Annotated in this window: 20 protein-coding genes; 10 read left to right on the top strand and 10 right to left on the bottom strand. The window is 72.1% G+C overall.

Translation table 11 applies throughout. The features are described 5' to 3' along the window. Positions 1–275 precede the first annotated feature (275 nt). Positions 276–1,685 carry a hypothetical protein gene (locus VKK44_RS28930; protein ID WP_343444316.1) on the top strand — a complete coding sequence of 470 codons (1,410 nt, stop codon included), beginning with the start codon at positions 276–278 and terminating at the stop codon, positions 1,683–1,685. A gap of 89 nt (positions 1,686–1,774) precedes the next feature. Here the strand turns inward: VKK44_RS28930 and rplI are convergent, their stop codons facing one another. The 4 genes from rplI to rpsF form a co-directional block, all read right to left on the bottom strand. Further along, entirely contained in the window at positions 1,775–2,221 is a 447-nt protein-coding gene (gene rplI, locus VKK44_RS28925; protein ID WP_343444315.1) for a 50S ribosomal protein L9, read from the bottom strand. 14 nt (positions 2,222–2,235) lie between these two features. Next, positions 2,236–2,475 (bottom strand): 30S ribosomal protein S18, encoded by a 240-nt coding sequence (gene rpsR / locus VKK44_RS28920; protein WP_007073789.1) that lies wholly within the window; start codon positions 2,473–2,475, stop codon positions 2,236–2,238. Positions 2,476–2,516: 41 nt separating this feature from the next. Then, on the bottom strand, positions 2,517–3,047 hold the full coding sequence (locus tag VKK44_RS28915) for a single-stranded DNA-binding protein (RefSeq protein WP_175438580.1): 531 nt from the start codon (positions 3,045–3,047) through the stop codon (positions 2,517–2,519). Positions 3,048–3,126: 79 nt separating this feature from the next. Further along, entirely contained in the window at positions 3,127–3,417 is a 291-nt protein-coding gene (gene rpsF / locus VKK44_RS28910; protein WP_088643630.1) for a 30S ribosomal protein S6, read from the bottom strand. A 625-nt stretch (positions 3,418–4,042) separates the two neighbouring features. On the opposite strand from rpsF, the gene VKK44_RS28905 reads away from it, so the two are divergent. Both VKK44_RS28905 and VKK44_RS28900 read left to right on the top strand, forming a co-directional pair. Then, positions 4,043–4,825 (top strand): deoxyribonuclease IV, encoded by a 783-nt coding sequence (locus VKK44_RS28905; protein ID WP_343444314.1) that lies wholly within the window; start codon positions 4,043–4,045, stop codon positions 4,823–4,825. Next, the gene (locus tag VKK44_RS28900) at positions 4,822–7,065 is read left to right on the top strand and encodes a hypothetical protein (RefSeq protein WP_343444313.1); all 2,244 of its coding nucleotides are present in this window, start codon (positions 4,822–4,824) and stop codon (positions 7,063–7,065) included. Before VKK44_RS28905 ends, VKK44_RS28900 begins: the two co-directional genes overlap by 4 nt. Positions 7,066–7,082: 17 nt before the next feature. On the opposite strand, the gene VKK44_RS28895 is transcribed toward VKK44_RS28900, so the two are convergent. The 3 genes from VKK44_RS28895 to VKK44_RS28885 all read right to left on the bottom strand — a co-directional run bounded on the left by VKK44_RS28895 (position 7,083) and on the right by VKK44_RS28885 (position 12,287). After that, positions 7,083–8,648, bottom strand: coding sequence for a glycosyltransferase family 87 protein (locus VKK44_RS28895; RefSeq protein ID WP_343444312.1), 1,566 nt, complete (start codon positions 8,646–8,648; stop codon positions 7,083–7,085). Positions 8,649–8,769: 121 nt separating this feature from the next. Further along, positions 8,770–11,646 (bottom strand): transglycosylase domain-containing protein, encoded by a 2,877-nt coding sequence (locus VKK44_RS28890; protein ID WP_343444311.1) that lies wholly within the window; start codon positions 11,644–11,646, stop codon positions 8,770–8,772. A gap of 194 nt (positions 11,647–11,840) precedes the next feature. Next, positions 11,841–12,287, bottom strand: coding sequence for a DUF5318 domain-containing protein (locus tag VKK44_RS28885; RefSeq protein WP_343444310.1), 447 nt, complete (start codon positions 12,285–12,287; stop codon positions 11,841–11,843). Between the two features lie 177 nt (positions 12,288–12,464). On the opposite strand from VKK44_RS28885, the gene VKK44_RS28880 reads away from it, so the two are divergent. Further along, on the top strand, positions 12,465–13,103 hold the full coding sequence (locus VKK44_RS28880) for a PadR family transcriptional regulator (protein WP_343444309.1): 639 nt from the start codon (positions 12,465–12,467) through the stop codon (positions 13,101–13,103). A gap of 23 nt (positions 13,104–13,126) precedes the next feature. Beyond that, the gene (locus VKK44_RS28875; RefSeq protein WP_343444308.1) at positions 13,127–14,206 is read left to right on the top strand and encodes an inositol-3-phosphate synthase; all 1,080 of its coding nucleotides are present in this window, start codon (positions 13,127–13,129) and stop codon (positions 14,204–14,206) included. A gap of 329 nt (positions 14,207–14,535) precedes the next feature. On the opposite strand, the gene VKK44_RS28870 is transcribed toward VKK44_RS28875, so the two are convergent. Next, the gene (locus tag VKK44_RS28870; RefSeq protein WP_343444307.1) at positions 14,536–15,015 is read right to left on the bottom strand and encodes a methylated-DNA--[protein]-cysteine S-methyltransferase; all 480 of its coding nucleotides are present in this window, start codon (positions 15,013–15,015) and stop codon (positions 14,536–14,538) included. 67 nt (positions 15,016–15,082) lie between these two features. Between VKK44_RS28870 and VKK44_RS28865 the strand changes: the two genes are divergently transcribed. Genes VKK44_RS28865 through VKK44_RS28850 form a run of 4 tightly spaced genes read left to right on the top strand, consistent with a single transcriptional unit; the run spans position 15,083 to position 18,783 of the window. Continuing rightward, positions 15,083–15,592: a SigE family RNA polymerase sigma factor gene (locus tag VKK44_RS28865; RefSeq protein WP_343444306.1), complete on the top strand. Its 510-nt coding sequence runs from the start codon at positions 15,083–15,085 to the stop codon at positions 15,590–15,592. Beyond that, positions 15,589–16,689, top strand: coding sequence for a TolB family protein (locus VKK44_RS28860; RefSeq protein ID WP_343444305.1), 1,101 nt, complete (start codon positions 15,589–15,591; stop codon positions 16,687–16,689). Before VKK44_RS28865 ends, VKK44_RS28860 begins: the two co-directional genes overlap by 4 nt. 41 nt (positions 16,690–16,730) lie before the next feature. Continuing rightward, positions 16,731–17,252, top strand: a complete 522-nt coding sequence (locus tag VKK44_RS28855; protein ID WP_281933951.1) for an NfeD family protein — start codon at positions 16,731–16,733, stop codon at positions 17,250–17,252. Between the two features lie 25 nt (positions 17,253–17,277). Continuing rightward, a complete protein-coding gene (locus VKK44_RS28850) occupies positions 17,278–18,783 on the top strand; it encodes a flotillin family protein (RefSeq protein ID WP_343444303.1) in 1,506 nt (501 codons plus the stop codon). Between the two features lie 58 nt (positions 18,784–18,841). On the opposite strand, the gene VKK44_RS28845 is transcribed toward VKK44_RS28850, so the two are convergent. Beyond that, the gene (locus tag VKK44_RS28845; protein WP_343444302.1) at positions 18,842–20,881 is read right to left on the bottom strand and encodes a S8 family serine peptidase; all 2,040 of its coding nucleotides are present in this window, start codon (positions 20,879–20,881) and stop codon (positions 18,842–18,844) included. 182 nt (positions 20,882–21,063) lie between these two features. Next, positions 21,064–22,521 carry a CCA tRNA nucleotidyltransferase gene (locus tag VKK44_RS28840; RefSeq protein WP_343444301.1) on the bottom strand — a complete coding sequence of 486 codons (1,458 nt, stop codon included), beginning with the start codon at positions 22,519–22,521 and terminating at the stop codon, positions 21,064–21,066. Between the two features lie 131 nt (positions 22,522–22,652). On the opposite strand from VKK44_RS28840, the gene murJ reads away from it, so the two are divergent. Further along, positions 22,653–24,404, top strand: a complete 1,752-nt coding sequence (murJ, locus tag VKK44_RS28835) for a murein biosynthesis integral membrane protein MurJ (RefSeq protein WP_343444300.1) — start codon at positions 22,653–22,655, stop codon at positions 24,402–24,404. Positions 24,405–24,496 lie beyond the last annotated feature (92 nt).

Raw genomic sequence — 24,496 nt, 5'->3', positions numbered from 1 at the left:
GGGTGTGGAAAAGTGATGGAGGATTCCGGGCCTATCGCCTCTGACCTGGGCTTTTCCTATCCCCACCCTGTGGACGGAAGATTTCCGGTCGAGCCTTGGCGTCGTTCGTCCCGTACTATCGCTGCGAACGGCTGCACCTTGACAGCGGATTGCACTTTCGGGTTGAGAAGGGTCACGCTCCGGCCGTGAGACACCGGGACTGGGCAAGCGGGGAGGACAGCCCGCGCGAGCGCCGGCCGAGCGCTTCCTGGGACGCTTCCGCTGGTCCGCGCCCCGTGGACCCGTACGCGCCGGAGCGCCAGCGCACGCCGAGCCGACGGCGGGCCATCGAGCGCGGCCAGGACGAGCCGGTGGACGCCTACCTTCCGCGGTGGGCGGTGGAGTCGGGGGTCAGTCGGGCGGACGGCGGTGGGCGGCATGCCGCGCCGGACGACGACGACGCCGAGTCGCCCGCCTCCGGCGGTGGTTGGCGGGCCGACACCGGTCGGCGTCGGGACGACGGCCGACGCGAGCTGCGGGCCGTCGGGCCCGGGCCGGTGTCCGACCACACCGCCGAGTGGACCATGGACGCCCCGCAGGAGCAGGGCTACGTCGGGAGCAGACGGGCCGAGGCCGGGGAGGACGGGCCGGTGTCGGGGACGGCGCCCCGGAGCCGTCCGCGGCGGGCGGCAACCCGCCGACCGGAGGTGATCTGGTCGGGGCTGCCGGACGAGACGGGCCCGGGTGGTGGCACCGGCGGGTGGGACGCCGAGCGGCCGGCCCGGCGGAGTCCGCGAGCGACCGGTTCGTCCTGGCCACCGCCGGCCGTGGATCCCTGGGAACGGGGTCGGGCGGCCGAGCCGGCCCCGGTGGAGCAGCCCGCGGTCGATCCGTGGGACGCGTCGGGCGTGCGCGCGTGGGGTCGGGCGGACGCCGGAGGTCGGTGGGAGCAGGCCGGGAGCCGGTGGGACCGCACCGAGCACACCGGTGAGTGGGACCGGTTCACCGACACCGGTCACCTCGACCGGGTGCGGGACGCCGGTCCGCGGTATCCGGCGGCCGATCCGTGGGACCGCACGGCGCCGCCGGTCCGGGAGGGTTGGGCGTCGCCGGAGCAGGTCGAGGAGTTCTGGTCGGGGACCCGGTTGGCGGGTGACGATCCGCGGTGGATGGAGACGCCGACGTCGGCGCCGCAGTCGCCGGTGGTCGCGTACACCGCGCCGCGTCCCCGGGCCGCGCCGCGCCGTCGGGCGGCGGAGCCGGTCGGGCCGGTCGGTTCCCCGACGCGGCGGCGGATGGACCCGGTCGGCGGTGGCTCGTGGAGCCGCCGGCTGGAGGACGACCTGCTGGATCCGGATCCGGGTGGGCCGCTGCGACCGCTCGTCTACACGGCCGCCTGCTATCTGGTGCCGGCGGTGCTGCTCTTCCTCGGCCTGGTGTTCCTGGACGGGCAGGCGCCGGCGGGGTGCGTCACCGACATCAGTGGCGGTGGCTGCGACTCGCCGCGGGCCCACGCGTTCGCGTCGTTGTCGGCGGCGGCGCCGAGGTTCGGGCTGGCGCTGGTGAGCAGCCTCGTGGTGGCGGTGCTGCTGCGTCAGGTCGGTACGACGTGGCGGTCGGCGACGGTGGCGTTGGCGGCGGCCGTGGTGGGTGGTGGGCTGTCCACGGTGGTGATCAGCGCGGTGACCGGCCAGCCGATCGGCTGAGCCCGCCGGTCGGGGCGCGCGTCGTCGGAAGATGCGAGAAAGGGCCCGCACCGGACAACCGGTGCGGGCCCTTTCGTGGTGCGGTGGGGTCAGCCCTTGACCACGTTCAGGTCGAACTTGGCGGTCACCTCGGGGTGCAGCCGGATGCTGACCGGGTAGGCGCCGAGCGACTTGATGTGGCCGGGCGTCTCCAGCCGACGCCGGTCCAGGCTCGGACCGCCGGCCGCCTTGACGGCGTCGACGATCTCGGCCGGGGTGACCGAACCGAAGAGCCGGCCACCGTCGCCGGCGCGGGCCTTCAGGCTGACCTTCAGGCCCTCGATCTGGCCCTTGATCTCGTTGGCGTGGTCGAGGTCACGGACCTCGCGGGCCGAGCGGGCCCGCTTGATGACCGTGACCTGCTTCTCGGCACCCTTGGTCCAGGCGATCGCGAAGCCCTGCGGCAGCAGGTAGTTACGGCCGAAGCCGTCCTTGACCTCGACGATGTCGCCCGGAGAGCCGAGGCCGGACACCTCCTGAGTAAGGATGATCTTCATGTCCGTGCCTCCCCTCAGCGGGCCGTGGCCGTGTAGGGCAGGAGCGCCATTTCACGGGCGTTCTTGACCGCACGGGCGATCTGCCGCTGCTGCTGCGAGGTCACGCCGGTCACCCGTCGAGCGCGGATCTTGCCGCGGTCGGAGATGAACTTGCGCAGCAGCGCGGTGTCCTTGTAATCGATATAGGTGATCCCGTCCTTGTCGAGCGGGTTCACCTTCTTCTTCGGCTTGCGCAGTGCCGCAGCCTTCGCCATTGCTCTTGCTCCTGGTTTGCGATCGCGGGCGCTCGGCGCCATCAGAACGGGGGCTCCTCGTCGAAGTTTCCGCCGCCCGAACCAGCGCGGGAGGGGGCCGGGGCAGCAGAGGCCCAGGGGTCGTCGAAGTTGCCTCCGCCGCCGCCCTGGCCGCCACCACCACCGAAGCCGCCGCCTCCGCCACCGGAGCGGGACATCTTCTGCACCTTCGCCGTGGCGTAGCGCAGGGACGGGCCGATCTCGTCGACCTCCAGCTCGATGACGGTGCGCTTCTCACCCTCGCGGGTCTCGTACGACCGCTGACGCAGCCGGCCGGACACGATCACCCGGGCGCCGCGTTGCAGCGACTCGGCGACGTTCTCGGCGGCCTGGCGCCAGACGGTGCACGAGAGGAACAGCGGCTCGCCGTCCTTCCACTCGCCGGACGCCTTGTCCATGAACCGGGGCGTCGAAGCGACCCGGAACTTGGCCACCGCCGCACCGGAGGGGGTGAACCGCAACTCGGGGTCATCGGTCAGGTTGCCGATGACCGTGATGGTGGTGTCTCCTGCCATGACCATCTCCTCGCGCACTCATCGTTGTGCCGTACAGGCTCTCAGAGCCCTCCGACAGCGCGGATGAGCTTGATCCGGACGTGCCGGGTCTAGATGCTCAGCGCATCTCCGGGCGAATGACCTTGGTGCGCAGCACCGACTCGTTGAGTCGGAGCTGACGGTCCAGCTCGGCCACGGCCTCCGGCGTCGCCTGGAGGTCGACGACGGCGTAGATGCCCTCGGCCTTCTTGTTGATCTCGTACGCGAGGCGCCGGCGGCCCCACACGTCGGTCTTCTCCACCGAGCCACCCGCGGTCCGGATCACGTTCAGGTACGTGTCGAGCGACGGGGCGACGGTGCGCTCCTCGAGGCTGGGATCGAGGATCACCATGACTTCATAGTGACGCAAGACGTGCTCACCTCCTGTGGGCTAAGCGGCCACGGTCCTTCCGTGGCAGGAGGTCGTGCGTCGTGCCCGCCCGGTGCCGGGGGAACCCGGCCGGACGCGGACAACCGGACCAGGATAGCCGGTCCGGACGATCATGCCGGGGCCGGTGGCCCCGGACGGCTCCGGACGCGGTGACAGGGGCCCACCCCCGGCGTCGGGCGCCGGAAAGGTGGACCCCTGTCCACGGGGCCGCGGGGCGTCCCGTCCGCATTCCTTGGGTGGGACCTGGGGAGGAACGACCACACCGATGAGGTTGGATCGAGGACGCCCCGCGGAGCTTTATCATGTTGTCATCTGGTCTGACCATACAGCGGCTCTCGTCACCACTTGGGGTAAATGCTGGAATTAATCCATCTGACCGATTGCGGTGTGGTGACCAGGGGACCCCGCCCCGTCGTGCCGGGCCGCACGGCGGGGCGACCCGTCGCCGGGCGTCTCCCCTCGCCGTCCGTGCTGTGGACCACGTCGGGCGGAGCGTCGACCATCGATCCCACTTCGGACAACGACCGCCGGGCCGGGTGGTGACGCGTCCGCCCCCCGCGCGCGTGCGCACCGCCCGTCGTAGACGCGACGTAGGCTGCCCTGCATGCGAATCGGAGCCCACGTCGACGCGACCGACCCGCTGGCCGAGGCGGCCACCCGGGAGGCCGAGGCGGTGCAGTTCTTCCTCGCCGACCCGCAGGGTTGGAAGGCACCGAAGCCGCGGGAGGACGCCGAGCGCCTGCGCGCCGCCGACGTCGACCTCTACGTCCACGCGCCCTACGTGATCAACGTGGCCACGCTCAACAACCGGATCCGCATCCCGAGCCGCAAGCTGCTGCTGGCCCACGCCACCGCCGCGGCGGCCGTCGGGGCCCGCGGGCTGATCGTGCACGGCGGCCACGTCAACGCCGGGGGCGATCTCGCCGCCGGCTTCGACAACTGGCGCAAGACCTTCGCGTACGCGGCGGACTCCGGCGGCTTCCCGCTGCCGGTGCTGATCGAGAACACCGCCGGCGGTGACAACGCCTGCGCCCGGCACCTGGACGCGCTGGCCCGGCTCTGGGACGCGCTCGGTGACCACGAGGTCGGCTTCTGCCTCGACACCTGTCACGCCCACGCCGGCGGTGAGGAGCTGCTGGGTCTGGTCGACCGGGTCAAGGCGATCACCGGCCGGATCGACCTGATCCACGCGAACAACTCGAAGGGCGCCTTCAACTCCGGCCAGGACCGCCACGACAACCTCACCGGCGGCACCATCGAGCCGGAGCTGCTGGTGGCCGTGGTCCGGGCGGCCGGAGCGCCGGTGATCGTCGAAACCCCGGGCGGCGTCGAGGGTCAGGCGGCCGACATCGCGTTCCTGCGCGGCCAGTTGGGCGCCACGGCATGACCATGGAGCAGTCCGGTGCGACCGGTCGTTCCGGCGCCGGCCCGCGACCGACCCGCAAGGGCTCCCCGGCCGACGAGGGGAAGCCGGCACCGACCGGAGCCGGCGACCGGGTGGACGGCGGCACGAGCACGGCGGCCGACACGAACACGGCGCGAGCCGACAAGGACGCGGCACGGGCCGGCAAGGACGCGGCACGGGCCGGCAAGGACGCGGCCGTCGACAAGGACGCGGCCATCGGCAAGGACGCGGCCATCGGCAAGGACGCGGCCATCGGCAAGGACGCGGCCGTCGACAAGGACGCGGCGGCCGACAAGGGCACGGCACCGGGCGGCAAGGGTGGGACCGACGCGCCAGGGGACAGCACCGACGAGGGCAGTACCGACGCCGCCGCCGGCCCGAGCAAGCGTGACAGCGACGGCGAGAGCGGCAGCACCGGCACGGCCGAGACCGCCGGCACGGACGGCGGGAAGGCGGTTGACCCCTGGACCGCGTTCGGGCCGGCGCCCGAGCCGGTGCTCGGCCGTGCCCGCCGGGCCGTCCGCGCGGTGGGCCGGTTCCTGGTGCACGAGTGGACGCTCGCCGCCGTCGCCGCGCTGGCGCTGGCCGCGGCGATGACCTGGCCCACGCTGCGCTACCCGCGCTACACGCTGCCGCAGGACTACTGGGACCCGAGCCTCCAGGCGTGGCAGATGGCATGGTCCGGCCATATCCTGCGCACCGATCCGGCGATGCTCTGGCACTCCAACACGTTCTTCCCGGAGAACTGGAGCTTCGCGTTCTCCGACACACTGCTCGGCTACGCGCCGGCCGGCCTGATCGGGGTCGGCCCGGAGCACGCCGTGCTGCGCTACAACATCATGTTCGTGCTGGCGCACGCGCTCGCCGCGTTCGGGGCGTACGCGCTGGCCCGGCAGCTCGGCGCGGGCCGGATCGGCGGCGCGGTGGCCGGGGCGGGCTTCACGTACGCGCCGTGGTTGCTGGCCCAGGCCGGGCACCTGCACATCATCTCCAACGGCGGCATCCCGCTGGCGTTGGCCATGCTCGCCCGTGGTCACGGCTGGTCGCTGCGGTACGGCTACCGCCCGCGCCGCCGGCACGCGGGGTGGGCGCTCGCCGGTTGGCTGGTGGCCGCCTGGCAGCTCAGCCTCGGCTTCGGCATCGGGCTGCCGTTCGCGTACCTGCTGGCCGGTGTGGTGCTGGTCTCGGCGGTGCTGTGGTTCGTCCGGCGCCGCCGGGTGAAGCGCCCGTTCGGCCGCCGGCTGTTCCTGGCCGACCTGGTCGGCGGGCTGGTCTTCGCCGCGGTGGGCGGCCTGCTGGCGATCCCCTTCTTCAAGGTCGCCGAGCTGCATCCCAACGCGGCGCGCACGCTCGCCGAGATCCAGCTCTACTCGCCGCCGGCCAGCGGCTTGTTCACCGCGCCGGCCGAGTCACGGGTGTGGGGCGAGCTGCACGAGGGGGCGCGGGCGGCGCTGCCCTGGCCCCCGGAGATGACGCTGCTGCCGGGCTTCGCGCTCTACGCGTTGGCCGCCGGCGGGTTGTTCTTCTCGGTCTGGCGGGTCCGCCACCGGCTGTTCCTGCTCGCCGGCGTGCTGGTGACGATGGCGCTGGCGATGGGCACCAGGTTCCTCGACGGCCGGTTCACCTACGTGCCGCTCTTCGACTACCTGCCGGGCTGGAACGGGCTGCGTACGCCGGGCCGGATGATGCTCTGGGCGACGCTGCTGCTCGGCCTGCTCGCGGCCGGCGCGGTCACCGCGTTCTGCGCCCGGGTGCGGGAACTCGCCGCGGAACGGGTCCCGCCGTGGCCCGGCCCGTGGCTGCGGCTGGCCACGCTGCTGCCGCTGGCGCTGGTGCTCGCGGAGGGGTTGAACGTCACCCCGCATCCGGTGGTGCCGCAGCAGCCGGCCGTGATGCGGACCGTCGACGGGCCGCTGCTGGTGCTGCCCAGCAGCCAGAACCTCGACCAGCCGGTGATGCTCTGGTCGACGGACCGGTTCCAGCAGATGGTCAACGGCGGCAGCGGCTTCACCCCGGCGTCGCAGGCCCGGACCCGCGAGGCCACGGTCAGCTTCCCCGACTACGCCAGCATCGACTACCTGCGCCGGATCGGCGTCCGGAACGTGGTGGTGCTCCGGGACCGGCTCGGCGGCACCCCGTGGGAGGGGATGCTCGACCGGCCGGTCGAGGGCCTGGGCGTGACCCGGGAGCAGGTCGGCGACGCGGTCGTCTACCGCTTGTAGCGCCGACGCCGACCGGGTCAGGCCGGTACGGGTTCGACGGGGTGGTCGGCGGCACCGGAGCGTGCGCGCCAGCGCTGGTGCCAGGGCGCGTCCGGCGCGCCGTCGAGCACCCCGCCGTCGGGGTCGTCGGCGTAGGTCTGCCGCACCGCGTCCTGCTCCGGCCGCAGGATGTCCCGGACGATGAAGCCGCAGAGGACCGCCACGGTGATCAGGCGCAGGCTGGAGGCCAGCACGAACACCCCTTCCGGGAAGACCGGCCGGGAGGTGGCGGTGCCGAGCAGTTCGCCGTAGAACGCGGCGAAGTAGCAGACCTCGGCGAACTGCCAGGCCAGGAACGCGCCCCAGCGGGGTCGGGCGAGCACCGCGAGCGGCAGCAGCCAGAGCACGAACTGCTGCGACCAGACCTTGCTGAAGATCAGGAAGGCGGCGACCACCAGGAACGCGATCTGCGCCAGCCGGGGCCGGCGCGGGGCGAGCAGCGCGAGCGCGGCCACACCGAGGCAGGCCAGCCCGAAGAGCAGGTACGACACCCAGTTGAGGGTGGGGATGTTCGCGTTGAGCCACTCGAACGGGCCGAGTTCGCCGGGCGCGGACGGGCTGATCCGGCCGTCCAGGTAGCGGCCGATGTACCAGAGCGTGCCCCAGTCGATGGGGCGGGTGGTGTTCAGGTCGAAGAACCGGCCCCAGCTCTCCGGGTACGGGATCGCCACCGGCAGGTTGGCTGCGACCAACGCCACCAGCGCGGCGCCGGTGGCGACGAGCCCGGCCAGCAGCCGGCCGGCGCGCAGCGTGAGGACGAGGATCGGGCCGAGCAGGAACAGCGGCCACATCTTCGCCGCGCCGCCGAGCCCGAGCAGCACGCCCGCCAGCCCCGGCATCAGCATGCCGAACCGGTCGGGCCGGGTGCGCGCCCAGGCCAACAGCCCGAACGCGGCCAGGCCGACGGCGAGCAGGTCCCAGTTGACGGTGGCGGTGAGCACCAGCGCCGGTGAGAGGGCGAACAGCGCCGCGTCCCAGGGTCGTCGGCGGCGCAGGCTGAGGATGACCGCGACGGTGGCGACCGCGAGCGCGCCGAGCACCAGCGCGTTGAGGTTGTAGAACCACTGCCCCTGGTTGAGGCCGGGGTTGTCCACGCCGAGGGCGTGCACCGGGAGGCCGAGCGCGCCCATGAAGTAGCCGGTCAGCACCGGGTACTCCACCGGGTGGTCGGCGTAGGGCACCTTGCCCTCGTTGAGCCCTTCGGCGTAGTAGAGCGCCAGCACGTCGGTGTAGCACATCCGGGTGTACTGGACGTTGTTCTGCCAGGCGCCGTCCTGGCAGGGGGACTTCTGCACCCAGTGCAGCGCGAGCGTGAGGCAGATCAGGGCCAGCACGATCCGCGCCGCGCTCCAGAACCGGCCGTCGCGACCGGCCGGCCGGTCGAGGGCGGCGGCGTGGTCACCGAGCGGACCGCCGATCAGGCCGGACGTGCCCCGGACGAACCAGTCCGAGCGGGACGGGTGGTCCTCGGTCGCTCCGGGCCGGGGCGTCTCCTCCCCGGACGTGCCGGGTTCATCGATGCCTGCGGTCGACTGGGTGCTCATGGAGAGGCATCCTGCCGTACGTCAGGGCCGTCCGTCCCGCCGTGCGCGCAGAAATTCCGGTACGCGAAACGCGGCGGCGGCCGGACCGCTCGGGTCCGGCCGCCGCCGTCGGTGGTACGCGTCAGTTGGTCTGACGGGTGGGTGGGGTGCTGGGCAGCACTCCGCCGCCACGGCCACCCCCGCCGGGGAGGCCGCCGCCGGGGGTGCCGCCGCCCTGGTCGCCGCCGCCGGGGTTACCGCCACCGCCCGGGTTGCCACCGCCGGGGTTGTTGCCACCGGGGCAGAACAGGCCGAGCGGGTCACAGGCCGGCCCGCCGGGCCCATTCGGGGTCGGCGGCGGGGGCGCGGGCATCTCGCCGTTGCCGGTGTCGTCCTTGCCGACGTTCGCGGCCGGCGGGAAGTCTTCCTTGTCCTTGCCCTTGAGCGCGTCGTTCATGAAACGCTCGAAGATGTCACCGGGCATCTTGGCACCGCTGATGGTCGCGCCGCCCTTGTACTTGATCGCCTTGCGGTCCTTGACGTTGCCGACCCAGACGGCGGTGGCGAGCTGCGGCGTGTAGCCGATCATCCAGGCGTCACCGTTGTCGTTGCTGCCGTCGCCGAGTTCCCAGGTGCCGGTCTTCTCGGCGGCCTTGCGGCCGTCGTCGAGCCGGTGGTCCACCTGGGCCGGGTACTGCTCCAGCACGGAGGTGACGTCGGCGACGATGTCCTTGTCGATGCGCCGCTGCGGCTTGAGCTTCTCACCGCCGACCGTGTCCCACTTGCCGGTGTTCGGGTTCTGCTTCTGCACCAGCTTCACGAAGTGCGCCTTGTTGTAGACGCCCTGGTTGGCGAACGTGGCCACGCCGTTGGCGTGGTCGAGCACCGTGATCGGGTACTGGCCGTAGCCGATCACGTGGAAGAACGGGTTCGGCGCGAGGTCCTTCGGGTCCGCCTTGGTCAGGTCGTGTGCCTTCGCCGGGTTGGTGTCGGTCTGCCACATGGTGGTGACGCCGGCCTGCTTGGCCATGTCGAGCACCTTGTCCGGGCCGATCTTCTCGGTGATGTAGTAGAACGGCACGTTCAGCGACTTGAGCGTGGACAGCTCCAGCGTGCAGGAGTCGCCGCAGGAGACCCGGTCCGCGCCGGCGTTGCTGACCTTGAACTTCGTGTCCTTCGGCGTGAACGCCGAGCCCTTCCAGCGGGACTTGATCGAGATGCCTTCCTTCAGCGCCGCCGCCAGCGTGTAGATCTTGAAGCTTGAACCCGGTGAGTGGCCACCGCTGATCACGCCGTTCTCGACGTTCTTGCCGGCGTAGTCGGTGCCGGTGCCGTTGTCCCCGCCGTAGTAGGCGCGCACCGCCCCGGTCTTCGGCTCGATGGACACCACGGCGGCCATCAGGTTCTTCGGCTGCCCCTCAAGCTCGGAGCCCTTCTTGGCCCGCTGGGCCGCGGCAAGCGCCGCCTCCTGCATCTTCTTGTCGATCGTGGTAGTGATCTTGTAACCACCACGGCTCAGCGCCTTCGAGCAGAGCGGCTTCGCGTCGGTCGCCTCGGCCTCGTTGTCGGTGCAGAGGTTCATCTCGCGCAGTTCCTGCGAGACGTAGTTGACGATGTTGCCGTAGGGCGTGTCGATGCCGAAGCCGCCGGCGCTGTTCTTCGTCGGCTTCAGGATGTTCTTCGGGTACTCGGTGGGGTGATCCGGCATGTTCGGCGCGTCCAGCCACTTCTCCGTGATCATGCCGTTGACGACGTAGTTCCACCGGTCCAGCGCGGCCTGCGGGTTGATCGCCGGGTCGTAGCCCTGGTGGGTGGAGCTCGGCTCGGGCTGCTTGATCAACGCGGCCAGCACCGCCGCCTCGGCCACCGTCAGCTTGTTGACGTCCTTGTTGAAGTACGTCTTCGCCGCCGCCTGGATGCCGTACGCGCCCCGGCCGAAGTAGATGACGTTCAGGTAGTGCTGCATGATCGTCCGCTTGTCGTAGCGGTCGTTCAGCTTGGAGGCGAGGACCGCCTCCTTCACCTTGCGGCCGTACGAGTCCTGGTTCAGGTTGTCGAACGCGTTGCGGGCGTACTGCTGGGTGATCGTCGAGGCACCCTGCTTGTCGCCGCCGCTCAGGTTGTTCCAGGCGGCCCGCGCGATGCCCTTGTAGTCCACGCCGGAGTGGCGGTAGAAGTTCCGGTCCTCCGCCGCCGCGACCGCGTGCTGGACGTGCTCCGGGATCTGGTCGATGGTGACCAGCTGCCGGTTCTGGTCGCCGATCCGGGCGATGGGGTTCTTGCCGGTGGAGTCGTAGATGGTGGTCGACAGCGGCGGGATGGTGTCCTCCGGGAGCACCACCTTCGTCGAGTACCAGGTGAAGCTGACCACGCCGATGCCGGCGAGCATGATGAACACGGCGAAGCCGGCGATCAGCATGTTGAGCCGGCGGCGCTTCTTCGACCGCGCCGGGTCCTCACCGCGACCACCGCGCCGGGGGCCGGTCGGCCCACCCGGACCGCCGGGACCACCGGGGCCGCCGCTGAAGCCGGGCACGCCGGCCCGGGCCACCGCGGCACGGCCACCGACGGGCGCCGCGCCGACGCCCGCCCGCCCGGCGCCGCCCACGCTCGCCGCGCCCACCGAGGCCCGGCCGGCCGGTCCGGCCGGGGAGACCGGGACGGACGCCCGTCCCGCGCCCGCGCGCCCGGCGACGCCGGGTGCCGGTGAGACCGGCACCGAGGCCCGTCCCGCGCCGGCGCGGCCCACCGAGGCCGAGCCCGCCGCCCCCCGGGGTGCCGGAGCGACACCGCCGACCGGGGCCGAGCCCGCCGACCCGCGGGGCACCGGAGCGACGCCGCCGACCGGGGCCCGGCCGCCCGCACCACCCGGTGTGACCGAGGCACGCGCCGAGGCGCCCCCCTCGGGGGCGCCGGACCAACCGTTCCCGCGCGGACTCCGCTCGGAGCCGGGGTCGCCGCCGTTCGGGCCCGGGATCTGGGCCCGCCCACGCGAAGAACTGGAATCGCCGTAGTTCATTCCTCACACCCTGCCGGTCGCGGTGGGGCGCGGGGGCGCCGCCACCGGGTTGCCGTGAGCTGAAACACGGGACACTACCGACCCGCCGCGCCGGTCCGTGCCCATCAAATTAGACCTATTCGGACCAATTACGCTTAAAGGCTGTCGCTCGTGCCGCCCTGACAACGGGCCGGCAGCGGTCGGGACAGCCGCGTTCACCGTTGCGCCTCTCGCCTTCGCCGGGCGGTGGAGCCGTCGGCCACGGCCGACCCGGTCGCGTCCGTCGCCTCGCCCGTGAGACCGTCCCGACCGAGCAGGAACTGCTCGACGAGGTGGTTCCAGTCACAGCCGGGGCAGACCTCCACCACGAACACCTGGAACTCACGCAGCGTCATGGCCAGGACGGGCAACTCGGCCCGAGTGCGCGCCTGACCCGCCGACTGCTTGAGTTCGTCACCGTAAATGTAGTGGACGTGGATGAGGTTCTCACCGCGGCAGATCGGGCAGCGGTGATCGGTCGGCTCGCCGTGGAAACGGGCGGCGTTCTTCAGGTACGGCGACGCGTCGCAGACGTCGTACGTGCCGATCCGCCCGGCGAGGAGTTCACGCAGCACCGCTCGCTTCTGGAGCGAGTAGTCGACGACCTGGCGCTGCGTACGCATGCGGCAAAGGGTACGCGCTCCGGCGAACCGAGGCGACCATGGTCACGATCCGTGATGACCACGTCGCGTAACCGAGGGTTTGCCCTGGCCACCGCTCTCCGCTAACGTGCGATGTATCGGCCCGATACATCGCGGCGGTTAGCCCTCCGCGCAGGGGGAAAAGAAGGGATGGCACCCGTGCTCGAGTTCGCCATCCTGGGCCTCCTGCAGGAGGCTCCGATGCACGGTTACGAGCTGCGCAAGGAGTTGACCGCCAAGCTCGGCGCCATCCGGGCGGCGATCAGCTACGGCTCGCTCTACCCGACCCTGCGCCGGTTGCAGGCGGCGGGGTGGATCACCGAAGCCGCCGAGACACCCGCGACCGCCGAGGAGGTTCCCGCGCTGACCAGCCGACGCGGTCGGGTGGTCTACACCATTACCGCGGAGGGCAAGGAACGCTTCGCCCAGCTCATAGCGCAGGCTGGACCCGAGACGTACGACGACACGGGCTTCGGCGTGCACTTCGCGTTCTTCGCCCGGACCGACCAGGCCACCCGGCTCCGGATCCTGGAAGGTCGCCGTCGCAAGATCGAGGAGCGCCGCGAAGGTCTTCGTGACGTGCTCGGCCGGGCAGCCGAGCGCCTCGACGCGTACACCCTGGAACTGCAGCGCCACGGGCTCGACGCCTGCGAGCGCGAGGTCCGCTGGCTGGAGGAGCTCATCGCCAACGAGCGCTCCGGCCGGGCCCCGACCGCCCCGGATTCCCGGAGGGTCGGCGGCCGAGGAGACAACGACAGCCCGCCCACGCCTGGAACGTCCAGGACAGAGCGGCCGTGATGAAGAAGAAGGAGGCAGACGCTATGGGCTCCGTCCGCGTCGCCATCGTCGGTGTGGGTAACTGCGCCTCGTCCCTCGTGCAGGGCGTGGAGTACTACCGGAACGCCGACCCGAACGACCGCGTCCCGGGTCTCATGCACGTCACCTTCGGCGACTACCACGTCTCGGACGTGGAGTTTGTCGCGGCGTTCGACGTGGACGCCAAGAAGGTGGGCATGGACCTCGCGGAGGCGATCGTCGCCAGCGAGAACAACACGATCAAGCTCTGCGACGTCCCGCCGACCGGCGTGACCGTGCAGCGCGGCCCGACCTTCGACGGCCTGGGCCAGTACTACCGCGAGATCGTCGAGGAGTCGGACGCCCAGCCGGTCGACGTGGCGCAGGCGCTGCGCGACGCGCAGGTCGACGTGGTCGTCTCCTACCTCCCGGTGGGCTCCGAGCAGGCCGACAAGTTCTACGCCCAGGCCGCGATCGACGCCGGCTGCGCGTTCGTGAACGCCCTGCCGGTCTTCATCGCCTCCGACCCGGAGTGGGCGCAGAAGTTCACCGACGCCGGCCTGCCGATCGTCGGTGACGACATCAAGAGCCAGGTCGGCGCCACCATCGTGCACCGCGCGCTGGCGAAGCTCTTCGAGGACCGCGGCGTCGAGCTGCTGCGCACGTACCAGCTCAACTTCGGCGGCAACATGGACTTCATGAACATGCTGGAGCGCAACCGCCTGGTCTCGAAGAAGATCTCGAAGACCCAGTCGGTGACGTCCCAGATCCCGCACGAGATGCAGAAGAGCGACGTGCACATCGGCCCGTCCGACCACGTGCCGTGGCTGGACGACCGCAAGTGGGCGTACATCCGTCTGGAGGGCCGCTCCTTCGGCGACACCCCGCTCAACGCGGAGCTGAAGCTCGAGGTGTGGGACTCGCCGAACTCGGCCGGTGTCATCATCGACGCCGTCCGCGCCGCGAAGATCGCGCTGGACCGGAAGATCGGTGGCCCGATCCTCTCCGCGTCCTCGTACTTCATGAAGTCCCCGCCGCAGCAGTACGCCGACCACGACGCGCACGCCGCCGTCGAGGCGTTCATCGCCGGCGAGATCGAGCGCTGACGCGCTGACACACCTTGAAGAGGGCCGGGTCCGTCGGGACCCGGCCCTCCGTCGTCGTTCGGGCCGCGCCGACGCCGAGGTGTAAAGGAGGTGATCAAGGAGTTCGCGTCACCGCGAAGATCGACTCCGACCCCAACTCCTTGATCACGCCCAAGAGGCCTCCCAGGAGCGGGAGAGGGGGTGGGGGTGGGGGTGGGGCATGAGGTTGGCGGCGACGGGTCGGGCGACGAGCGCCGCAACCTCATGATCACCGCGCTGGAGGTGGGTGGGCCCGTGGCTTTGACCGGCGTGGCACGCGTAACGCCGAGGGGCCGGAGTCGAGTCAGTAGTCAGGACCAGGCGCGGCGCAGCGCGACGCCCGCCTCCAACTCCAGCAGCGTCACCTTGCGCGGCAGCCCGCCGCCGAAGCCGACCAGCTTGCCGCCCGCGCCGACGATCCGGTGGCAGGGCACGATCACCGGCACCGGGTTGCGGTTGCACGCCACCCCCACCGCCCGCGCCGCGCCCGGGTCGCCGAGCGCCCGGGCCACCTCGCCGTAGGTGATCGTCTCGCCGTAGGGGATGCGGGTCATCTCCCGCCAGACCGCCCGCTCGAACTCCGAGCCGCGCTGCGCCGACACCGGCACGCCGAACTCGGTCAGCTCACCGGCGAAGTAGGCCCGCAGCTCCGCCACGGCCCGCCGGGCCACGTCGTCGCCGGGCTCCTCGACGGCCGACGCCACCCGGCCGAAGTGCGCGCCGCGTACGGCGTCGGCGTCGGTGCCGACGGAGAACTCCCCGATCGGCGAGTCGAGCACGGTCCAGCGCATGCCACCCATTGTCGCGCGGCGGGCAAAGTTTCACCCGTGCCGCGCGTCTGAGACACGGAGGTGGACGGTGGCGGAGGTCGACGGGGAGTTCACCGCGTTCGTCAACGAGCGGGGGGCGGTCCTGCTACGGGTCGCGTACGCGCTGGCCGGCAACCAGCACGCGGCGGAGGACCTGCTCCAGAACGCGCTGGCCAAGGCGTACACCCGGTGGCCCCGGATCCGCGGCGACGCGGAGCCGTACGTGAAACGGATCCTCTACCACGACCAGGTCTCCGGCTGGCGGCGACGGGCGCGGCGCGCGGAGGTGCCGGTGGCGAACCTGCCGGAGCGGCCGGCGGCGGGTGACGACAGCGACCTGCGGCTGCTGCTGCGGGACGCGCTCCGGGCGCTGCCACCCCGCCAGCGCGCGGTGCTGACGCTGCGCTACCTGGAGGACCTGAGCGTCGAGCAGACCGCCGCGCTGCTCGGTTGTCGGCCCGGCACGGTGGCCAGCCAGAGCGCGAAGGCGCTGGCCCGACTGCGGCAACTGGTGCCGGCACTCGACGAGCTGACCACCCGGGCGGAGGTGACCCGATGAGCACGTCGCTGGACGAGACGCTCCGCAGGGCCGTACGCGAGCTGGCCGACGGCGCCGCGCCCGCGCCGGACCTGGCACTGCGGGCGCTCGGGCGGGGCCGCCGGCTGCGTCGCCGCCGGCGTGCCGCCGCGACCGCCGTGGCGCTGGTCGCGGTGGTGGCGGTGACACTGCCGTTCGTGCTGCTGCGCCCCCGTTCCGCTCCGCCGCCCACCACGCCCCCGACGCCACCGGTCACCGCCAGCCCCTCGCCGGTGCTCCGGGCCGAACCCGGCGCGGACTGGGCGGACCGGCCGCTGGTGCTACCCGGTGAGTGGGTGGTCACCCGCGCCCAGGTGGTGGGCGGCTCCGGTAGCGGGTTCCTGCTCGACCGGGGGCGCGGACGGTACTTCGCCACCGACCGGTACGACGGCATCTTCCCGGCGCCGGCCGGCTCCCTCGTCGCGGTCCGGGACGACGACCGCGCCCGGGACATCGGTCTGTTCGATCTGGCCACCGGAAAGACCCGCTGGTACGAGGTGGGCCGCGCCCTCTCCGCGCCGCGCTGGTCGCCGGACGGCCGGCGGCTGCTGTTCACCACCAGCCAGCTCGACCACTTCGGTTTCGTCGTGCTGGACCGGGACGGCCGGCAGAAGACCCATCCGGTCGGGCGGCTCGGCTGGCCCTGCGCCGACCGGTGCGAATTCACCTGGATGCCGGACGGCCGGTCGGTCGCGTTGACGCTGAGCAGGCAGAAGTCGGAGTCGTGGCCCCGGGACCTCGCCAAGGGGGTGCAACTCCTGTCGGTCGACGACGGCCGGCCCACCCGACTGATCGACCTGCCGGGCGGGCCGGTCGGCCCGGACGCCTGGTCGCCGGACGGGACGATGGTGGTCGTCCAGGGGCATCAGGAACCGCTGCTGGTGGAGACCGCGACCGGCCGGGTGGTGAACCCGCTGCCCAGCGCCGACGTCGCCTGGGTCACCGGCGACCGGCTGCTGTACCGCCGGCCGTTCGGCGCCGGCGACTTCGTGCTCACCGACACCAGCGGCCGGGAACTGGTCCGCCAGCCACTGCCGCGGCAACTGGTCGACCTGGAGGTGACGATCGCGCCGTACTGAGCGTCCGCTCAGTGCGGACGACCTTGCGCCGTGCCGATACCGTGCAGGTCGTGGCCACCGGGACGCTCATCTTCCTGATCATCGGCGGAGTGGGCGTCGGCGTGCTGACGCTGGCCCTGCTCGGGTCGGGAGTGCTGCACCTCGGTCACCCGGACGTCGACGGCCCGGTGTCGCTGGAGGCGGTCGCCGGGTTCATCGGCGCGTTCGGGTTCGGCGGCGCGATCGTCAACGAGATGCTCGGGGCGCGTACCCCCGGCATGATCGCGGCGGCGGTGGCCGGCGGCGCGCTCGCCGCGGTGCCCACCGGCTGGCTGGCGGCCCGGCTGAGCCGCGCGGCCCGCGACATGCGCACCGACCCGACACCCACCCGGGACCACCTGGCCGGCGCGATCGGTCTGGTGGTGACCCCGATCCCCAGCGACGGCTACGGCGAGGTCCGGGTCCGCCTCGCCGGCCAGCCGGTCAAACTCAACGCCCGGTCCGACCGGCCGATCCCGGTCGGCGCCCGGATCTTCGTGGTCGAAGCGCTCAGCGAGACCAGCGTGCACGTCGAGACCTACTGATCCCTCCGCACAGACGGGAACCCCCATGCCCCTGCTCGTCGCCATCGGCGGCGCGGTCCTCCTCGCCGTCCTGCTCGTCTTCTTCGTGCTCTCCCGGATCAAGGTGGCCGGGCCGAACGAGGCGTTCATCGTCACCGGCCGCAAGGGCCGGACCACCCAGACCGCCGACGGCATCCGATCCACCGACATGTCCGGGCAGAAGGTCGTGCTCGGCGCCTCGGTCTTCGTGCTGCCGGTGGTGCAGAAGCTCCAGTCGCTCGACCTGTCCAGCCGGCGCATCGACGTCGGCATCCGGGGCGCGGTGAGCAAGCAGGGCATCCGCGCCGACCTGCACGGCGTCGCGATCGTCAAGGTCGGCGGCACCGAGGACGCCATCCGGGCCGCCGCCCAGCGTTTCCTGCACCAGCAGGACGAGATCGACAACTTCACCCGCGAGGTGCTGGCCGGCGCGCTGCGCTCGATCGTCGGCCGGCTCACCGTCGAGGAGGTCATCCGGGACCGGGCCGCGTTCGCCAGCGCGGTGGCCGAGGAGGCCGAGCACTCGATGACCAACCAGGGCCTGGTGCTGGACACGTTCCAGCTCCAGGACATCCTGGCCGAGGGGTCGTACCTGGCCGACCTGGGCCGGCCCGAGGCCGCCCGGGTGCTCAAGGACGCGGCCATCGCCGAGGCCCGCGCCCGGCAGGCCGCCGAGCAGGAGCGGCTGCTCGCCGAGGAGGCGATCGCCGAGGCGAACCGGAACCTGTCGCTCAAGCAGGCCGGCATCCAGGCCGAGATCGACGCGGCGAAGGCGAAGTCGGCCGCGGCCGGACCGCTCGCCCAGGCCGAGCGGGACCAGGCGATCCTCTCCGAGCAGCAGAAGGTGGCCGAGCGCAACGCCGAGCTGAAGCAGCGCCAGCTCGACACCGAGGTCCGCAAGCCGGCCGACGCGCAGCGGTACAAGGTGGAGCAGGAGGCCGAGGCGGCCCGCAACGCGGCGGTGCTGCGCGCCGACGCCGAGCGGCAGGCCACCATCGCCGCCGCCCAGGCCATCGCCGAGCAGTCCCGGCTCACCGGTGAGGGTGAGCGGGCCCGCCGCGCCGCGCTGGCCGAGGCGAACGCGATCGAGGGCGCCAAGGAAGGTGAGGCGGAGCAGCGCCGGCGGTCCGCGATCGCCGAGGCGGTCGAGCGGGAGGGCCAGGCCGAGGCCGCGGCCATCCTGGCCAAGGGGCAGGCGGAGGCCGACGCGATGGCCCGCAAGGCCGAGGCGTTCGCCGCGTACGGCGAGGCTGCGGTGCTGGACCTGCTGGTGAAGGTGCTGCCCGAGGTGGTCGGTGCGGCGAGCGCCCCGATCGGCGCGATCGACAAGATGACCGTCATCTCCACCGACGGCGCCTCGTCGCTGACCAAGTCGGTGGCCGGCAACGTCGCCCAGGGCCTCCAGCTCGGCAGCGACCTGACCGGCATCGACCTGGCCGGCCTGCTCGCCCGGCTCGGCAGCGCGCACACCAACGGCAGGAACGCGGTGGACGGCAGCACGGTCACCCCGTGAACGACGGCGCCCGCCGGTTCCCCTCGGGGAGCCGGCGGGCGCCGTGCGGTGGTACGGGTCAGAGCACGGCGAGGACGAACTTCTCGCCGGCGCCCAGACCGAGGGTGTCGCTGTCCCAGTCGATGACGCGACTCGCGACGAGCTGGCTGGTGCCGGCGCTGCCGGCGGTGACCGCCTTGCCGTTGGCGTTGGCGTAGAGGCTCACCGAGCCGTCACCGTAGTAGTCGAGGAAGACGAACGCCTCCCACGCGCCGATCGAGGTGCTGCGCGCGATCAGCGGCTTCGCACCGGCGCTCTCCGCCGCCACGAACTTGCCGTTGGCCAGCGCCTTCAGGCCGAAGAAGCCGTCGCCGTCGCTGACCACCTCGTACTTCTCCCAGGCACCGACCGTCGTCGAGCGGGGGATCAGCGGCTTCGCGCCGCCGCTCTCCGCCGTGACGTACCGGCCGCCGGCCACCGCCTTGATGCCGACGATCGGGGCCGGCGCGTCGAAGTCGAACTTCTCCGCGGCGCCGATCGAGGTCTTGCTGGCGATCAGCGGGGAGGTGGCGCTCGGCGCGGTGACGTACCGGCCGTTGACCGTGGCCTTCAGGCTGACCGTGCCGTCGGTGTTGTCGACGATCTGGAACTTCTCCCAGGCGCCGATGGTGGTGCCGCGCGCGATCAACGGCTTCGCGCCGGCGCTCTCCGCCGTGACGAACTTGTTGGTGACGCGGGCGCGCAGGCCGTACAGGCCACCGCCGGCGTCGACCACGTCGAACTTCTCCCAGGCGCCGATGGTGGTGCCGCGCGCGATCAGCGGCTTCGTCCCGGCGCTCTCCGCCACGACGTAGCGGCCGTTGGCCCGGGCCTTGAGCCCGTACGAGCCACGCGCCGTGGGGACCGTGCCGAGGTGCAGGAGCCGGTCCAGCGAGCCCATGCTGTCGTGCACCGCGCCGCCGATGCCGGTGGTGACGACGGAGTCGCGCACCTGCTGCGGCGTCCAGGTCGGGTGCGCCTCCAGCAGCAGCGCGGCGGCGCCCGCCACGTGCGGGGACGCCATCGAGGTGCCGCTCATCGCCACCGACCCGTCGGTGGTGCCCTGCTCCGCCGAGACGATGCCGGCGCCCGGCGCGAACGTGTCCAGGCAGGACCCGTAGTTGGAGAACCGGGCCCGGAAGTCGAGCCGGTCGGTGGCTCCGACCGTGATCGCCGCCGGCACGCTCGCCGGCGAGACCGTGCAGGCGTCCGCCGACTCGTTGCCGGCCGCGACCGCGTACGTGACGCCGGAGGCGATGGAACGGGTGACCGCGTCGTTGATCGCCTGGTCGACCCGGTCGGAACCCAGGCTCATGTTGGCCACCGCCGGCTTGACCGCGTTGGCGGTGACCCATTCGATGCCGGCCAGCACCTGGTCGGTGCGACCGGCGCCGTCGCAGTCGAGCACCCGCACGGCGACGAGCTCGACGTCCTTGGCCACGCCGTACTTCGTCCCGCCCACCGTGCCGGCCACGTGCGTGCCGTGACCGTTGCAGTCCTGCGCGACGTCGTCGCCGTCGACGGCGTCGTAGCCGTAGCTCGCCCGCCCGCCGAAGTCCTTGTGGTCGATGTCGATGCCGGTGTCGATGACGTACGCGGTGACCCCGGCGCCGGTCGCCGGGTAGGTGTACCGGCCGTCGGTCTTCGGCTTGAGCTGGTCGATCCGGTCCAGTCCCCACGGCGGCGTGGTCTGGCTGCCGGAGGTCTTCCAGCGCTGGACCTGCTGGACGTACGCGACGGCCGGGTCGGCGGCGAGCCGCTCCGCCTGCCGGCGGTCCATGGCGGCGGAGTAGCCGTGCAAGGCCCGGCTGAACACCTGCCGGACGGAACCGCCGTGCTCGCCGGTGAGGGCCGACGCGGTGGACCGCACCTTGGCCGGGCTGGCCTTGCCGTCCTTCAGGACGACGATGTAGCTGCCGGGCACGGCGCTGGTCGTGCCGGCGCCCCGGACGTCGCCACGCGGCGGGGCGACCGGATCGGCCAGGGCGGCGCCGCCGGTGGCGGCGCAGATGATCGAGGTGGCGGAGGTGAGGGCGAGCCCCACCAGCGCGGAGCGGCGCAGCGCGCCGGGACGTGACACCGAATTGTCTCCCCGTGTCCAGCGACCGTCCGGATCGGACGGGCGGATGAGATCAGGACAGCCGCGCCCGTCGAGCGGGGGGCTGGCGATGACCAACATCATGCGGCAGAGATCGACCGGAACACGTCAACCGTTCGGTCGACACGCCGGCGTATCGTCGTCGCTTTTTCCCAGCCGGCGGATCAGCCGACGATGCCCTCGCCGCGGGCCCAGCGCAGCAGCTCCGCCTCGGCCTCGTCCCGGTCCAGCGGGCCACGCTCCAGGCGCAGCTCCTTGAGGTGCGCCCAGGCGCGGCCGACCACCGGCCCCGGCGGCACGCCGAGCAGCTCCATGATCGCGTTGCCGTCCAGGTCGGGCCGGACCCGGGCCAGGTCCTCCTCGGCGGCGATCCGGGCGATCCGCTCCTCCAACGCGTCGTAGTCGGCCGCGAGCTGGGCGGCCTTGCGCCGGTTGCGGGTGGTGCAGTCGGAACGGGTCAGCTTGTGCAGCCGGGACAGCAGGTCACCGGCATCGGTCACGTACCGGCGGACCGCCGAGTCGGTCCACTCGCCCCGGCCGTACCCGTAGAAACGCAGGTGCAGCCCGACCAGCTTGACCACCTGCGAGGTGACGTCCTTGGGGTAGCGCAGCGCCTTCATCCGGGCCTTGGTCAGCCGCGCCCCGACCACCTCGTGGTGGTGGAAGCTGACCCGGCCGTCCGGACCGACCGCCTTGGTGCCCGGCTTGCCGACGTCGTGCATCAGCGCGGCCATCCGCAGCACGAAGTCGCAGCCGTCGGACTCCATCGACATGGCGTTGACGACCACGGTGAGCGTGTGCTCGTAGACGTCCTTGTGCTGGGCGTGCTCGTCGATGGTGAGCTTGAGGCCGGTCAGCTCCGGCAGGAAGCGCTCGGCCAGGCCGGTGTCGACAAGCAGGCGCAGCCCGGTCACCGGGTCGGCCCCGCAGAGCAGCTTGGTGAACTCGTCCCGGATCCGCTCGGCGGTGATGCGGTCGAGGTCGGACGCCATCCGGGCCATCGCCGCGCGGACCTCGGGGTGGACGGCGAAGCGGAGCTGGGCGGCGAACCGGGCCGCGCGCAGCATCCGCAGGGGATCGTCGCGGAACGACTCCTGCGGCGTGCCGGGCGTACGGATGACCTTGGCGGCGAGGTCGTCCAGACCGCCGTACGGGTCGGTGAACCGGTGGTCCGGGAGGCTCACCGCCATCGCGTTGACGGTGAAGTCGCGACGCTTCAGGTCCTCGGTCAGGCTGGTGCCGTACTGCACCACCGGGTTGCGGCTCACCTGGTCGTAGACCTCGGCGCGGAAGGTGGTGATCTCCAGGTTGAGGCCGTCGCGCTGGCAGGCGATGGTGCCGAACTCGCGTCCGGTCTCCCAGATCGACTCGGCCCAGCCCCGGATGATCTTCACGGTCTGGTCCGGGTGCGCGTCGGTGCAGAAGTCGAGGTCGTTGCCGAGCCGGCCGAGCAGCGCGTCCCGCACCGATCCGCCCACCAGGTGCAGCTCGTGACCGGCACGGGCAAAGCGCCGACCCAGCTCGTCGGCGACCGGGGAGACGCGGAGCAGTTCGGCGACGGCGTTGCGCTGCGCGGCGGTCAGCTCACGGCGATCGGCGGCGGAGGCGGAGGCTTCGGACATGGGATCGCCAGCCTAGCGGGCCGGGGGTGGATCGACCGCGCCGGGCGCGGGTAACCGGCCGAGGTTGACTAAGGTTCCGGTGGTGCGGGGCCGTCGGGGCCCGGTTCCGACGTCCCCTGGGAGGCTGTGAGATGAGCGGCGGCGGGCTCTACCGCAGCGCGAACGCGCACGGCGGCGGCCTGCCGCCGGACGACGGCGCCACCTTCATCTCGGCGGACCCGCTGAACCAGCCGGGCGTCGAGGCGGTGGCGCCGCCGCAGGAGGTGGTCGCCGAGACCAGCGCCGCGGCGAACAGCGCGGTGATGGCGATCGGCAGCCTGGTCAGCCGCGGTACCGGGTTCGTCCGCAACCTGATGATCGGCGCCGCGCTCGGCACCATGGTCGGCGACGCGTTCACCACCGCCCAGTTCCTGCCGAACCAGGTGTACGAGTTCCTGCTGGGCGGTGTGCTGACCAGCGTGCTGATCCCGGTGCTGGTACGCCGTCGCAAGGCGGACGCGGACCGGGGCGAGGCGTACGCCCAGCGGCTGTTGACCCTGGCGGTGCTGGCGCTGGCCGTGACCGCGCTGATCGCGGTGGTGCTGGCCCCGGTGCTGACCGCGCTCTACGCCGCCGGCGGGAAGGACCCGGCGTACACGCTGCTGGTCACCCGGCTGTCGTACCTGATGCTGCCGATGCTGTTCTTCACCGGCATCAGCGCGCTGATCGCCGCCGTGCTGAACACCCGGGGGCACTTCGCCGCCCCGATGTGGGCGCCGATCCTCAACAACCTCGTCTCGATCGGCACGTTCGGCCTCTACATCGTCGTCTACGGCGCGACCGCGCTGCGCCCCGGCGAGGTCGGCTGGGACCGGATCCTGCTGGTCGGCGGCGGCTCGCTGCTCGGCGTGGGGGTGCAGGCGGTCGGCCTGCTGCCGGCGCTGCGGAAGGTCGGCTTCCGGTGGAAGCTGCGGTTCGACTTCCGGGAGCTGGGGCTACGCGAGCTGGCCCGGCTCGGCGCCTGGATGTTCTGCTACGTCGCGGTCAACCAGCTCGGCCTCTTCGTGGTGGTGAACCTGCTCAGCCGGGCGACCGGCGGCGACGGCGACAACGCCGGTCTGCTGATCTACAACAACGTCTTCCTGCTGTTGATGATGGCGCACGGCATCATCGCCGTCTCGATCATCACCGCGCTGATGCCCCGGATGAGCGCGGCTGCCGCCGAGGGCCGGTTCGGCGACGTCACCGCCGACCTGTCCCGGGGCACCCGGATGGTCACCGCGGTGCTGGCCCCGATCGCGGTCTGCTACGCGGTGCTGGCCGCGCCGATCTCCGTGGTGGTGTTCCGCTACGGCGCGTTCACCGGCGACAACGCGGTGGCCACCTCGACCGTGCTGCTGGTCGCGGCGCTCGGGCTGGTGCCGTTCGCGGTCAGCCAGCTCTTCACGTTCGCGTTCTACGCGCTGCCCGACACCCGCACCCCGGCGTTGATCAACATTCCGGTGGTGATCCTGCGTGTCCTGCTCCAGGTGGGCCTCTTCCTGCTCTTCTCGAACACGTTCGCGGCGGCCGGGATGATGCTCGGCAACGCGGTGTCGTACCTGGCCGCGGCCATCATCTCGGCGATGCTGCTGCGGCCCCGGGTGGGCCGGATCGGGTTGGGCCGGATCATGCGCACGCTCGGCCGGGTCGTGGTGGCCGCGCTCGGCGCCGCGCTGGTCGGGGTGCTCGTGGTCGCGGTGCTGCCGGGCGACCCGGCGAAGCTGAGCTGGTTCGCCGCCGCGGCCCAGTTGGTGATCGGCGGCGCGGCGATCGGCGGGACGTACCTCGGGCTGGCCATGCTGCTGCGGATCGGTGAGATCACCGAGGTCGTCGGCATGGTGCGACGGCGGCTCGGGCGCTGAGCGCCCACCCGTGACCGACGGTGAACGAGGATCACCAGGCTGGGGATACGGCTGTGGATAACTCGGGATTCCGCCGTCCAGTGGGCCTCTCG

Source organism: Micromonospora sp. DSM 45708 (genome assembly GCF_039566955.1).
Classification (GTDB): domain Bacteria; phylum Actinomycetota; class Actinomycetes; order Mycobacteriales; family Micromonosporaceae; genus Micromonospora.
The sequence above is the reverse complement of the archived record's forward strand: the minus strand, read 5'-3'. Positions and strand labels throughout refer to the sequence as shown.

Coding starts and splice junctions, on each gene's coding strand:
- rplI (WP_343444315.1), bottom strand. CDS start 2,221: ATGAAGATCATCCTTACTCAGGAGGTGTCCGGCCTCGGCTCTCCGGGC.
- rpsR (WP_007073789.1), bottom strand. CDS start 2,475: ATGGCGAAGGCTGCGGCACTGCGCAAGCCGAAGAAGAAGGTGAACCCG.
- VKK44_RS28905 (WP_343444314.1), top strand. CDS start 4,043: ATGCGAATCGGAGCCCACGTCGACGCGACCGACCCGCTGGCCGAGGCG.
- VKK44_RS28900 (WP_343444313.1), top strand. CDS start 4,822: ATGACCATGGAGCAGTCCGGTGCGACCGGTCGTTCCGGCGCCGGCCCG.
- VKK44_RS28895 (WP_343444312.1), bottom strand. CDS start 8,648: ATGAGCACCCAGTCGACCGCAGGCATCGATGAACCCGGCACGTCCGGG.
- VKK44_RS28890 (WP_343444311.1), bottom strand. CDS start 11,646: ATGAACTACGGCGATTCCAGTTCTTCGCGTGGGCGGGCCCAGATCCCG.
- VKK44_RS28885 (WP_343444310.1), bottom strand. CDS start 12,287: ATGCGTACGCAGCGCCAGGTCGTCGACTACTCGCTCCAGAAGCGAGCG.
- VKK44_RS28875 (WP_343444308.1), top strand. CDS start 13,127: ATGGGCTCCGTCCGCGTCGCCATCGTCGGTGTGGGTAACTGCGCCTCG.
- VKK44_RS28870 (WP_343444307.1), bottom strand. CDS start 15,015: ATGCGCTGGACCGTGCTCGACTCGCCGATCGGGGAGTTCTCCGTCGGC.
- VKK44_RS28860 (WP_343444305.1), top strand. CDS start 15,589: ATGAGCACGTCGCTGGACGAGACGCTCCGCAGGGCCGTACGCGAGCTG.
- VKK44_RS28850 (WP_343444303.1), top strand. CDS start 17,278: ATGCCCCTGCTCGTCGCCATCGGCGGCGCGGTCCTCCTCGCCGTCCTG.
- VKK44_RS28840 (WP_343444301.1), bottom strand. CDS start 22,521: ATGTCCGAAGCCTCCGCCTCCGCCGCCGATCGCCGTGAGCTGACCGCC.
- murJ (WP_343444300.1), top strand. CDS start 22,653: ATGAGCGGCGGCGGGCTCTACCGCAGCGCGAACGCGCACGGCGGCGGC.